This window comes from Flagellimonas oceani, from assembly GCF_011068285.1.
In the GTDB taxonomy this organism is placed as follows: domain Bacteria; phylum Bacteroidota; class Bacteroidia; order Flavobacteriales; family Flavobacteriaceae; genus Flagellimonas; species Flagellimonas oceani.
Window position 1 is genome coordinate 2296749 of the sequence record NZ_CP049616.1, and the last position, 13721, is coordinate 2310469.

A 13721-nucleotide genomic window follows, 5' to 3' on the forward strand; every position below is an offset into this window, starting at 1 on the left:
TTATTTAACTATGAATTACTTCCAAGCAATACATATATCAAAACGGTGACCAAACAAAGCCCAATGGACATAGCCTTGGTATATTTCCATGACACAAGGCTTACCGCTCCAACATCGGTCATTTCATAACTATCCTGTCTGGGATAATAATGGGAAACAACAAACATGATGATTACGTTCATCACAAATTCAATGCCCCATAGGTGCACAAAATGAATACCATGGCCGGTGTATATCCACGACATGAAGATGTAGAATGCAAGTCCAAAAAACAAAGCGGCCTTTGCCCCCGTTGCAGATACCCGCTTCATAAAAAATCCGGCCAGGAGAATAGAAGCTATGGGGATAAAATATATTCCGTTAAGTTCTTGTAACAGTTGATAGAGCCCATCGGGGGCGTTGGCCATCATTGGCGCAGTAAAAATCGCCACCACCGCCAATATTGCGGAAGTCGATTTGCCAACGAACACAAGTTTACGATCACTGATATCTTTCTTGAAATGTTTCTTTACAATATCAATACTAAAAAGCGTGGCCACTGAGTTGAGCACGGAATTGAAGGTACTCAAAACCGCCCCCATAATGACAGCGGCAAAAAAACCGATCAACCACACAGGCAATACCTTTTTGACCAGTTGGGGATAAACACTGTCCTGTTGGTCATAATACGCGTCTTGAAAATAGAAGAAACATATAACCCCGGGCAATACAATGATCAAAGGAATCAAAATTTTGAACAATCCGGTCAACAATAGCCCTTTTTGTGCTTCCTTTAAGTTCTTTGCTCCCAAGGCTCTTTGAATTATCGTTTGGTTCATCCCCCAGAAATACAATTGGTTAATTATCAACCCGGTAAAAAGCACCTCAAAGGGCAATACCGAATCAGGGGCGCCTATCACATTAAATTTCTCCGGTGCAAATTCATACACTTTGTAGAGGCCGTCCAATGGATTACCATCCCCGATGGCCACCAAGGCAAGAACTGGAATCAGCAAACCTCCCAACAAAAGTCCAAAACCATTAATGGTATCTGAAAATGCAACAGCCTTCAACCCCCCAAAAATGGCATAAATGGATCCTATGGCACCTATGATGACCACGGTGATCCATAAACCCTCCGTTTTATCCACCCCAAGGATTTCAGAAACCCCGAACAAACTTTCTATACCAATGGCCCCTGAATACAAGACAATGGGCAAGAGCGTTACAACAAATGAAAAGATAAGGATAACTGCCACCAGTGACCTCGTGAAGCCATCAAACCGTTTTTCGAGGAATTGCGGTATGGTAGTAAGTCCCATTTTAAGATATTTGGGCACAAAAAACACAGCTGCCACGACCAGGGCGATTGAGGAGGTAACCTCCCAAGCAATCACAATAAATCCATTGACGTACGAATTGCCGTTCATACCGATCAAATGTTCCGAGGAAATATTTGTCAATAGCATAGATCCGGCTATGACAGTTCCTGTCAAGCTTCTCCCCCCCAAAAAATAGCCATCCGAAGATTTTAAGTTGGTCTTTCTAAGGCTGTACCAAGTAAAGTATGCAACCCCAACAGTGAATAGAATAAATGAGGTGAAGATGATGAATAAGTCAGAGTCCATCCAGTTTGTTTATTTGTTAGTTTGTTATGTGCTTGTTTAGAGATAATACTTTTGTTGTTTTTTATTTTCCCGGTAGGTTTTATAGGATGCGTTGACTTCTTCCTTTTGTGAAACTTCGGCTACTGCAACGTCCCACCAGGCAAATCCGGGCACCGCCTTTTTGCGGTCCACCTCTATGTATATCAAAGTCGTCCGATCTATTTTCTTCGCCTCTTTGAGGGCTTGGTGCAACTCACTCACATTGGAAGCTTTGATAACATGGGCCCCCATACTGGCCGCATTGGCAGCATAATCAACGGGCAACAACCCACCGTCCAACTGTTGGGTCTCCTCATTTCTGTACCGATAATAGGTCCCAAATCCGTCACTTCCCAAAGAAGCGGATAACGAGCCTATACTGGAATATCCATCATTGTTCAACAACACGATGGTAAGCTTTTTTCTTTCCTGTATTGAGGTAACGATTTCCTGGGACATCATCAGATAACTCCCATCACCAACCATCACATAGACCTCGTTATCGGGGCGCGCCATCTTGGCGCCCAATCCACCCGCGATTTCATACCCCATACAGGAATAGCCATATTCCAAATGAAAACCTTTGGGGTCTCTTGTCCTCCATAGTTTATGCAAGTCGCCCGGCAAACTCCCGGCAGCACAAAGGACAATGTCCCTGGCATCCGAAAAATTGTTTACCGCTCCAATGACCTCACCCTGAAAAGCAGGTGATTCGTTCCTTTCGCTGTAGATTTCTTCCACAAAACTGTCCCAGCTTTGATTCAGTTCCACTACCCTTTTCCTATAGGTTTCCATCACTTCAAAATCGGAAAGATGTTCGTAAAGTTCTTCCAGTACCGCCTTGGCATCCCCCACCAAGGGTAAAGCGCCATGTTTAAAACAATCAAATTCGGTCACATTGATATTGATAAAACGTACATTGGGGTTTTGAAACCCTGATTTGGACACTGTGGTAAAATCACTGTACCGTGTACCTATACCAATAACCACATCAGCATCCTTGGCCATTTCAATGGCACCTGGTGTCCCCGTTACCCCGATGGCACCAAGGTTTTGAGGGACATCATAAGGCAAAGAACCTTTTCCTGCATATGTTTCCCCCACCGGGATACCTGTTCGTTCAACCAGTTTTTGCAATATTTCAGTAGCTCCGCTGTAAATCACACCTCCTCCAGCTACAATAAAGGGTTTTTTACTTGCCCTAATTAAGGTGACCGCTCTCTGTAAAAGGGAACGATCTGGCAATGTCCGGCCAATAGGCCAGGTCTTTTTACGGAACATATCAATCGGAAAATCAAATGCTTCCGCCTGTACGTCTTGGGGGATGCCAAGGGTTACAGCACCAGTATCAGCTGGGGATGTCAATACCCGCATAACCTCTGGGAGTGCAGTAATCAATTGCTCTGGGCGGTTGATACGGTCCCAATATTTAGACACGGGCTTAAAGCAATCGTTTACCGAAACGTCCTGGGAAATACTGGATTCCAGTTGTTGAAGGACCGGAGCCACTTGTCTGGTCGCAAATATATCACCTGGTATCAATAATACAGGGATTCGGTTTATGGTGGCCAAAGCAGCGCCTGTAACCATATTTGTGGCTCCAGGCCCAATGGATGTCGTGCACACAAAGCTCTCCAAGCGGTTCTTTACTTTAGCATATGCCACCGCAGCATGCACCATGGCCTGTTCATTACGTGCAACATAGAACGGAAAATCCGGCTCTTGCTGCAAAGCCTGTCCGATGCCTGCTACATTACCGTGTCCCAGGATACCGAAACATCCGGCAAAAAACTTGTGTTCCTTTCCATCTCGTTCCACATACTGGTTTTTCAAATAGGCTATGGTTGCCTGTGCCACCGTTAATCGTATTGTCTTCATTGGTTTTCTTCTATGGTGTTTAGTTAATTGCCACGTTTCGGGTACCATCATTTGAACACCCTTTTTGTTTACACAACTTTGGATACTGCGGGCCCACAATTAAAACCCTCCTTTGTCTTCAATAAATTTTAAGGATTCCTCGATTGTCGGCATAAAGTTCGCGCACCCTTTTTTTGTCACTACCTGTGCCCCACTGGCATTTCCCATTCGACAGGATTTATACAGATCCCAGCCCTTAAGCAAACCATAAATAAAGCCGCCTGCAAAAGCATCACCAGCCCCAAGGACATTAACCACTTCAACAGGAAAGCCCGGAACATCTTGCCTAGAGCCGTCCTTCGTATAGATACTGACCCCATCCCCTCCTCTTTTTACCAAAAGTGTCTCTATCCCGGAAGAGAGCAACCATGCTATTGATTTCTCAATGTCACCTGTGATTTCAGGTGCGGATATCTGCTGATGCTTAATAACGACCTGGGAAGCCTCACTTAGGGTAGCTGCAAGAATCTCCTCTTCCGTTCCAATGGCAATCTTCACCTTGGGCAAAATCGCTCTCATCGTTATCCCAAAAGCGCGGTAATCATGCCATTGATCGGCCCTGAAATCAAGGTCCAATACAATGTCAACATCATTTTTCTCAGCTATTTCTGTAGCAAAGAAGGTTGCACTCCGACTGGGTTCAACATTCATTGCCGTTCCATTGATCAACAACACCCTGTAATCTGATATATTGGCAGCCAATACATCATCAATATCAAGTTGACTATCTGCGGCGTTATCGCGATAAAAAACCAACGGAAACTTATCCGGGGGTTCAATTCCCAGAACCACAGCACTACTTCTCGCTCCATTTTTTATGGGAATACACTCGGTATTCACCTTTTCGGAATTCAAAAAATTTATGATGAACTCCCCCACTTTATCATTGCCTACGGCCGTTAGGAGACTGGATTGAAGCCCCAGCCTAGAACAGGCCACTGCAATGTTCAAAGGAGAGCCTCCCACAAAGGCGTCGAACCCTTTTATTTCGTTGAAAGGAGAACCTATGTTCTGTGAATATAAATCGATAGAAGACCTACCCAATGTAATTACGTCGTATTTTTTACTATCCATTATTTGGTTGTTGTTTGTTCATTTTTGCCGTTACCAAGGGTAATCTTTCATCCTTGGTCTTCCACGAACCGTATATCCATTCATGATTTGGATCTGTAGTATTGGCCAGACACTGATCCGTTCCTGCCAAAAAATTAAGATAGTAGCAATGGAAGCCGTGTTCGGCCACTACAGGATGAAATCCTTTTGGGATCAATACCACATCATTGTGGTGGGGTCTCACGATTTCATCCAAAGATCGGTCCAAGGTATATACCTGTTGTATGGCGTAAGCTTCAGGTTTCTGAAATTTATAAAAGTACGTTTCCTCTTGTATGGGCTCCAAAACATTTCCTTGGGAATCCACGATTCTCTCATCGTGTTTATGCGCGGGAAAAGAACTCCAGTTTCCCGAAGGTGTGTACACTTCCCTGACCACGATTTTACTACAGCCAAATCCCGGAGGCACAAGGTCATTAAATTGACGGGTAGCATTATCGCCCCCAAAAATAACCACCGGGGCTTCCTCTGGGGCAACAAACTTGGCCGGATGATCTTCCTCGGCCAAACACCATCCATAAGCTATGTCGAGCACTTCACTGGTTGCGGTTAAGGTGAAAGTACTTCCCTTTGGCAAATAGAGTGTATGTGCCACCCCACTAAAAACATCCTTTCTACCATTTACAGTTTCCCATGATCCCTTATCACTATCCACTTTGAAGTTGCCGGCCAGAAGGACGATGACCATTTCATTGTCCCCGGTTCGATGTGTCCACTTTTCATCTTTTGACATCAATCGTGCCCCAAAACTCAGATAGTTCCAATTTGCGGTCTCCGGCGTCACCTTATGGTACTCTCCCTTTGATTTCCCAGGCCTTACCAGTAAATGGGATTTTTTGCTCATTTGTTCAGTACTAATTTATTGTTCATTCTTTTTTTGATACGGTCTGCTTTCCCAGTGGCTCCAAGCAAATCAAACTTGTTCAGCATAAACCTTTCATACTCCTTCATATATTTCCTCCCGGGAATGACTGGATCGAACAATTCGGGTTCATCCCCAAAAAATTCACGATGCACCCTGGCCCATAGCAATCGTGTATCTGTAGCGATATTAATCTTACACACACCGTACTTTATGGATTTTACAAGCTCATCTGTCGATACCCCAGCAGCTCCTCTGGCCAATTGACCTCCATACCTGTTGATTCTTTCAATCTCTTCGGTATTGACCGCAGATCCTCCGTGCAGCACAATAGGAAATCCATTGAGTTTCTCCTGGATTTTCTCAAGTATATGGAATTGAATGCCCTGTCCTCCAGAAAACTTATAGGCCCCGTGACTCGTGCCTACGGCAACAGCAAGACTGTCACAACAAGTTTCTTTGACAAACCTGGCCACCTCCGAAGGTTTTGTATAGGAAGAGTCCTCTTCTGCAATGGACACATCGTCTTCCACACCGGCCAAAACCCCTAATTCCGCCTCTACCATTATATTGTGTTCATGGGCTCTTGACACCACAGACCTAGTCCTTGTCACATTTGTCTCAAAGTCATCGTGTGATGCATCTATCATAACGGACTGATATTCCTTTGAATCTATGGCATCAAAAGCGTGTGTTTCATTGCCATGATCCAAATGGACCGCATAGACGGCGTTGGGATAGCACCTGGAAGCCGCACCTATCATGGCAGACAACATTTTGGCGTGGGCATAATCCCTTGCTACAGGTGTCAACTGCACTATAAAAGGAGCATTGGCTTTTTGGCCAGCACGGAACAGTCCGAGTATTTGCTCCATGGTAAAAACATTTACCGCTGCAATCCCATAGACCCCATAACAATCATCAAAAAATACTTTAGGAGAAACTACCATGTTTTAATTTTTATGTGCTGGCAATAACCTATTGCCGAGGATAAAAGAACAAAAAAAACACTATGGCAGAAAGAATTACAGCAAAAACTCCATGCAAAGGTTTGCATGAAAACCGGCACCTTTTTAACTGGAAAAAACTACATAACCCTATTTGGAAGAAGCTCTGACCACCAATTCAGGCTTAAAGATTTCTTCACGAAAGTTCTTCGCTACGTTATTATCCTTCAAACGTTTCAGCAATATCCTGGCAGACAACATTCCCATACTGTATACCGGTTGCCAAACTGTGGATAGTGACGGGGAAAAATATGTGGAATGAGGTTCATCATCAAATCCGACAATGGATATATCCTCAGGAATCCTAAGTCCATTTTTTTTGGCTATGTGCATGGCCGAGGTCGCAATGTTGTCATTTATCGCAAATATGGCATCGGGTACATCAGTTTGGTTCAACAGTTTTTTTGCAGGCTTCAATCCGTCATTATGGGAAAAACCCTGAACATGTTGTATGTATTCTTTTCTGATTGGCATATTATTTTTCTCCAATGCATCCAAGTAACCTTGCATTCTGTGCTTTGTGGTGCTCAAGTTTAACGGCCCTCCCAAGTGTGCAATTTTTTTACATCCGGAATGAATCAGGTACTCTACTGCTTGGTAGGCCCCTGAATAATCATCCACCAATACTTTATCCGAGTCCAGCCCAGGGCAGTCCCTGTCAAACACCACAACAGGAATTTCGTTTTTTTGCAAATTTTGAAAATGTTCAAAGCTCTTGGTGCCGGATGCGGGAGAAACTAAAATGCCATCCACACGCATGCGTGACAATTTTTTCACCAAAGTGACTTCCTCCTCAAAAGACTCGTTGGAAATACATATCATAATATTGTATTGGGTAGGCCCAACAACATCCTGTATCCCCGTAATAATTGCAGAAAAAAAGTGGCTGGTTATCTCTGGAACAATGACCCCTATGGTATGTGATTTTTTTTGCAGCAGCCCCAAAGCCATGGGATTGGGTTGATAATCCAAAACCTCAGCCAACCTCTTGACTGCCTTTTTAGTGCTATCACCAATAGCTGGATGGTCATTGAGTGCCCTAGAAACCGTAGAGGGCGATAAATTCAGTTTAACAGCAATATCTTTTAAGGTTACCCGTCCCTTCCTCATATTTCATTCATTAATCATTTATTCATGGTACAGCCCAATATGACAAAGTAAAAGGTTACCGCCATAGTTACCGGGCAGGTCCACGATATCAATAAACAAAATACGACAAATATCCCACATTAAAGTCTCTTTTTACAAAAGTAACCTTACCCCACAAACTTTACCGGGCAATGGCTCCAAAACGGGCCATTCCGTTCTCATAGCGTAATAGTGCATTGGGACAAGATGTCCCCAACCGGCATACTTTTGGCTTACTTGACAACTTTAATCCCCACGGTTCATATTGCCTTCAACCATTCCAATAACAATGACCTCCAAGTGGCCAGCCTACCGTGTTGAAAGCCCATGGCAAACCCATGTCCACCGTCCGGATAAAGGTGCATTTCCACCTTTACCCCCTCTTTTTTAAGTGCACCATAGAATTGTATGCTATTTTCAACGGGGACAACCAAATCGTCCTCACAATGCAGTATAAAGGTCGTCGGAGTATTCGGTTTCACCTGTAATTCATTAGAATATAGGTCCACCAATTCTTTGGAAGGTTCATTCCCCAACAGGTTGTTTCTAGAACCATTATGGGTATAATCCTTTTTCATCGTCACTACCGGGTAGATCAATATCATAAAATCAGGTCGGTTGGCTTCCTCAAAATGGGTTCCCAACGTAGATGCTAAATGTCCACCGGCAGAAAAACCCATCACTCCTACCTTACTGGGATCGACACCCCATTGTCCAGCCATGGAGCGGAGTATTTCGATTCCCTGCTTGGCATCCATTAATGGAGTAAGGTGTGGTACTTGATTGGATTCGTCTTCCGGTAAACGATATTTTAGTACAGCGGCAGCTATACCTTGACCATTCAACCACTTGGCTATATCAGTTCCTTCTTTGTCATATGCTAGCGCACCATATCCTCCCCCAGGACATATCATAACCATAGTCCCTGTATTGATAACCGACGATGGCAAATACACCTCCAAAGACGGGTCAATAACTTTGGATATTACCCGAGCGTTAGGATTTTTCAATTGTTCTTCAAGTGTGGACACTTTGGCATTTGGAACCTCATCCTCCCATAGAGGCACAATATAATCTTGGGCTTGTCCCGACAACATAAAACTATAAAATAAAACAAAAAAGATAAATCTCATGATTAAGTATTAAGTATTGACAAATAGTGACAAATCAATCACATCCTACGACCTTTTCCAAATCGTTCCTTACTTCCTGTTCCTCTACATAGTCGACATATAACCCTTCATAAGGCCTGTCCGAAACAGCAAACATTACATTTGTACAACGAATATTGTCATATTGCCCATCCCCATCCGAACTTTCCATATGAAAGATGCGACTGATGTAACTATCATCCTTGGCATCTATATATGCCCCGATATCATTTCCGTAATTGTCGGGATTTCTCCAGTCTGGCGACACCAATTTATTGTCCTCCCTATATCGCTTGAGTTGCAAAAAATTCTCTTGCAGCACCCCACTGGAGGTTCCAAAAGGTTGAAAGTTATTGGTGTACTCACTTTTGGTAATGTTATTGTTGGGTTGGATATAAAGTACCACCTTTCCGAGCAAACCTCCTTCCTTGGAACCATTTTCATCCATAAAGTAAAGGGTTTTTCCATCAACAATCTTCTCTTGGTCAACAATGCCCTCACTATGGAAACCACTTGAACTATGATACCTGAGCCTATCACCAAATTTGGCCTGCATTAGTTCAATTATATACTGCCATTTGGCATCTGCCAACCACTGTTCGTATTCTTTTAACTCGGTCATAATAAAAAGAGGTTCATGGTTCGGATTGTTATCGCTCCATTGTACCATATAATCAATCCAATCTTCAAGTAATATGGAGGATGGGTTATCAACGGTAAGGTCGACTTCATCGCCAGGGGCATCATGTCCTAAAACCAATTCCCCAACGTGAATTGCCAACAGTTGTACAGCGTTTCCCTTCTTCAACAACAAATTGTAGCCCGTATCCATCGAATTCAATTTCACCTCTGCCCCTACCAATACATCTGTTTCATTATTGTACTCATACACCAAAACCGGAATATCCTCATCAATTATCAATTGCGAACCTATTACATTTCCATTCGACGTATAGGAGTTGACATAGGTCTTTCCATTGGATTGGACCATCGTTACATCCCCTTTCAACAAATCGGAACTTCCCATCTCAGAATTTTCCATAGACCAGGATGTATTCCCGATCCCAATGGACTCTACCCTATAGTTGGTCACGGTATTGACATTGTGCCGGAAAATATAGAGCCTATCGTCTTGCTCAAAAGGGTAAAAGGATTCTCCTGACGGCACGGATTCCACTTTATAAAGTGTGGATCCCAATCCAACATCATCACCATCAATAATGACTTCCTTAATTTCATAAGTCCCCATATCACTGGAATACAAAGTGATAAATGCTTTTTCATCGAAAACGAAACTGGATAACCGAGCATTTACAACCCCTGCATTTTTAGATCCCAACTCACTCAAAACCGTTCCGTCGAAGTTGTGTACTGTTAAATCACCACTGGTTGGAACATAATCCAAAACGTACTGTTCACCTTGGTAGTTCAACACATTGAATTCTCTATTTTCTTCCGTCCATGGATTTGTGCTATTATCATATCTCAACTCTTGCTCCCCGTTGACCACTTCATATATTTTTAATAGCCCACCGACATTCGAGTAGGAAAATAGATAACTCTTATCCATATGATGGAAAGAGGAGAGATAGTCCACCTCTTCGGTCCAATTGGCCCTGAATTCCTCCGCTGTATAGAAACTAAAAAGATCAAACTCAAAGAACCTGAGCCCCCTTTCAAGCTGGGTCGCCAACCCTTCCCGTTCCATCCCCCCTTGGTTGCCGGAATAGGAATTATGCGTGCCCCTAAAGAAAAATTGTCTATAAAAAGCAGTTGTGGAATCCCGTACCACAGGTTCAGGGTCGGGATTTTCTTCTCCTTTGGAAGGTGGGGGTGTTGTCGCAGGATCATCTCCATCAGACGAACAGGCATTTGTCAGCAAAAAACTGAACAACGAAATACAATAGATAGATATTCTTGTCATGGCACTAATTTAATGCATTGGAAGGGACCCCAACACTGGAGCCCCTTCATACAATGAGAAAAAACAATTTTAGTTATCCCTGTTACAAAATTCATTATTGTCCGTCTTGTCGGCGATGAAATTTGGTTTATGGGAATCCTCCCATTGGGGTGCATCCGTATCAAAATCATAGTTACACATCACATTGTCCACATTCCAGCCGGATAAGTCCTGATTGAAGACTTTGTTTTCTTTGAACAAATTCTGCATGTTCACTACATTGCTCACATCCCATCCTGAAATATCTTGATTAAAAGCACAGTCTTCACCTCCGAACATGGTCTCCATATTGTCAAGTCCACTCACATCCCATCCGGTTATCGAAGGGTTGTTGAACCCACTATCCTTGAACATATCCCACATACTCAACACCTTACTTACATCCCATGCGCTTAAATCCCCATTAAAATCCGACTCACGGAACAATTCACGCATGGTCACGACATTGCCCAGTTTATCACCCCATCCTGAAAGGTCTTGATCAAAGGCATCGTTCCCTCTAAAAGTGGATTGTAAACTCGTCACATTCGAGATATTCCAAGATCCGATTGGTTGGTTGAACGGACAATCCCTGAACATATTCTTCAAAGTTGTTGCTTTGCTTACATCCCATCCAGAGATATCCTGGTCAAAGGCAGAATCCCTGAACATCGTTTCAAAAGTGGTGACATTCCCCACATCCCATTTGTCCAAGGGTTGGTTATAGCTGGATGCTTTATAAAAAACATCTTGCATATTGGTCACCCCACTAACGTCCCAATGGTTGATATTACTGTTGAAGGAGGTGGCTTCTCTGAACATCGCCTTCAGCGTAGTGGTTCCACTTAAATCAGGGGCATCGGATGCCGAGATCTGCAGATTGGAACATCCCCTAAAATAGGCTTCTTCGTTACCCAGTTTCAGCTGACCCCAATTGGTTACATCTATTATATTGTCCGCACTTTGGTCGGTCTTATAAAAATTGAAGCCCTCGATGGCCCCCCACACAGTTACCGTATAATCCCCGGCCTCCGTATACGTATGGGTGGCAGACTCAAGATCATATGTGGCGACGATGCTTTCCGTTCCATCACCCCAAAAAACCTTAAAGTTATAGGTCCCTGTTTCAACCAACGGAAGGGTAATACTTTCATCAGCTCCAACACGCCATACGGTTACAAATTCATCATCGGACTCGAAAGGCTCCAAGACTTTTAGGTTTACCGAATATTCTTCCTCCAGACCAAATCCAGTTACCAAAAGGGAAGACGTTCCCGTGCCGAAACTATCCCCGGAGGCAGGGGATGTGGTAATCCCCTCGCTAAGATATATGGTCAATATGATCTCGCTGGCATCACAATCACTCGGTAATGAAGCTGTGATACTTCTAGAAGGGTTTGACACTGAAACTTCAATATCCTCCTCCACACAACTGTTCTTCGCCGCTTCGATTATAATGGATTCAATATAGACGTCCCTGTCGTCCACGGAATAATCGGTACTATCCACATCGCAGGAGTATACTGCTACCCCAATACTTGCAGCGATCAAAATCAATTTATAAAAACGTTTCATGTATGTACTATATTTTTTTAATTAATACCCTGGGTTCTGTTCCATTTCCGTAATATCCACTTCAGCTTGTGGAAGAGGGGCCAACAAACGAAAGGGGTCCACTGTAATGTTCCTGCCTTGATCCTGAAAAAATGAATTCATCGTCTCAATGGCCTTTCCTGTTCTCAAAAGATCGCCCCAACGATGCCCCTCGCCTACGAGTTCCAATCTTCTTTCAAGTGCAATGGCATCGCGCATACTGGCTTTATCTGTTGCCGTGGTTTCCCCAAGATTCGCCCGATTCCTTACAAGGTCAAGATAGGTCTTGGCCAAGGGCGTTTTATCGTTCTCATTCAAACATTCTGCATATAACAATAGAACATCCGCATACCTTACCACATAATGGTTGTCCCCCCCATCACTGTTATTACTATTGGGAGAAGGGGTCCATTTATCGATATAGTACACATTGTTCGATACATTGATAAAATTCCTCCGCAAATCATCCGTTTCGTAGAGATCGTACAGGGAACTTTCCATTGCCATGGCACCCATACCCCCTTGGTTGTCAGGTTGCGTAAACAAGTAATAAAACCTGCTTCCCTCACTCATACCATCCAAATTCGAGGCATATTGGATACTAAAGACATCCTCGTCATTCCCTTCATTCTCCACTCCAAAGAGCCCTTCGATTGGGGCAAGGCCATATTTATTGGAATTCACAATAATTTCCAATTGATCCTCAGCTTGACCGAACAGTTGTCTTTTCATATAGTGTTTGGCCAAAATTGCCCTCGCCGCATATTGGTCAGCCCTACCTGTACTGTTGTTTTTGGGCAATAGTTCAATGGCATCCAGCAAATCTCTCTCGATTTGGTCATATATCTCGGCAACAGGGGTCCTGGTATCATCAAAGGCATTGGTCGGGTCGTCTATGGTCAATACCAATGGAACATCCCCATAGATAGTCGTCAGAATGTCATATAAAAATGCCCTGATGAATTTCATTTCACCTATACGGACACTTTTCAGGGACTCACTATCGTACACTACCTCATCAATAACATCCAAAACCGTATTCGCATATAAAATCCCTTCATAGCAATTTTCCCAGATACTACCGACAAATCCGTCGGTACTTGTCCATGAAAAATCCTCCAAGGACCTGGCGCCCCCATTTGAGTTTGGCGCTTGTATATAAGCATTATCCGTAGGAATCTCTCCCCAAAGAATCATATAGTAATCATAGAGCGCCTGTAATTCATTGTACGTGGCGTTCACTGTGGATTCCACATTATCCTGGTCTGTATAATAATTATCTGCCAATATTCCTGTTTCAGGAAACTGATCTAACTCGCTTTCACAAGCAATGCATAACAGCAGTGCTGATATGACAATAAATGTTCTTTTTATAATCATCGT

General features: G+C 43.4%; 10 protein-coding genes. All 10 read right to left on the minus strand.

From position 1 onward, the window contains the following. Positions 1-8: 8 nt before the first annotated feature. The 10 genes from GVT53_RS10545 to GVT53_RS10590 all read right to left on the minus strand — a co-directional run bounded on the left by GVT53_RS10545 (position 9) and on the right by GVT53_RS10590 (position 13718). Positions 9-1607: a solute:sodium symporter family transporter gene (locus GVT53_RS10545; RefSeq protein ID WP_166248593.1), complete on the minus strand. Its 1599-nt coding sequence runs from the start codon at positions 1605-1607 to the stop codon at positions 9-11. 36 nt (positions 1608-1643) lie between these two features. After that, positions 1644-3503, minus strand: a complete 1860-nt coding sequence (gene iolD / locus GVT53_RS10550) for a 3D-(3,5/4)-trihydroxycyclohexane-1,2-dione acylhydrolase (decyclizing) (RefSeq protein WP_166248594.1) — start codon at positions 3501-3503, stop codon at positions 1644-1646. Between the two features lie 99 nt (positions 3504-3602). Continuing rightward, on the minus strand, positions 3603-4616 hold the full coding sequence (iolC, locus tag GVT53_RS10555; RefSeq protein ID WP_166248595.1) for a 5-dehydro-2-deoxygluconokinase: 1014 nt from the start codon (positions 4614-4616) through the stop codon (positions 3603-3605). Continuing rightward, complete coding sequence (iolB, locus tag GVT53_RS10560) at positions 4609-5499, minus strand: 5-deoxy-glucuronate isomerase (protein ID WP_166248596.1); 891 nt, start codon at positions 5497-5499, stop codon at positions 4609-4611. The genes iolC and iolB overlap by 8 nt, the downstream gene beginning before the upstream one ends. Further along, entirely contained in the window at positions 5496-6467 is a 972-nt protein-coding gene (locus tag GVT53_RS10565) for a class II fructose-bisphosphate aldolase (RefSeq protein ID WP_166248597.1), read from the minus strand. Before GVT53_RS10565 ends, iolB begins: the two co-directional genes overlap by 4 nt. 147 nt (positions 6468-6614) lie before the next feature. Beyond that, a complete protein-coding gene (locus GVT53_RS10570) occupies positions 6615-7634 on the minus strand; it encodes a LacI family DNA-binding transcriptional regulator (protein ID WP_166248598.1) in 1020 nt (339 codons plus the stop codon). Between the two features lie 278 nt (positions 7635-7912). After that, positions 7913-8785 (minus strand): alpha/beta hydrolase, encoded by an 873-nt coding sequence (locus GVT53_RS10575; protein WP_166248599.1) that lies wholly within the window; start codon positions 8783-8785, stop codon positions 7913-7915. A gap of 34 nt (positions 8786-8819) precedes the next feature. Continuing rightward, complete coding sequence (locus tag GVT53_RS10580) at positions 8820-10727, minus strand: hypothetical protein (protein WP_166248600.1); 1908 nt, start codon at positions 10725-10727, stop codon at positions 8820-8822. A gap of 69 nt (positions 10728-10796) precedes the next feature. Next, positions 10797-12320: a BspA family leucine-rich repeat surface protein gene (locus GVT53_RS10585; RefSeq protein ID WP_166248601.1), complete on the minus strand. Its 1524-nt coding sequence runs from the start codon at positions 12318-12320 to the stop codon at positions 10797-10799. Positions 12321-12341: 21 nt separating this feature from the next. Then, positions 12342-13718: a RagB/SusD family nutrient uptake outer membrane protein gene (locus GVT53_RS10590; RefSeq protein ID WP_166248602.1), complete on the minus strand. Its 1377-nt coding sequence runs from the start codon at positions 13716-13718 to the stop codon at positions 12342-12344. Positions 13719-13721 lie beyond the last annotated feature (3 nt).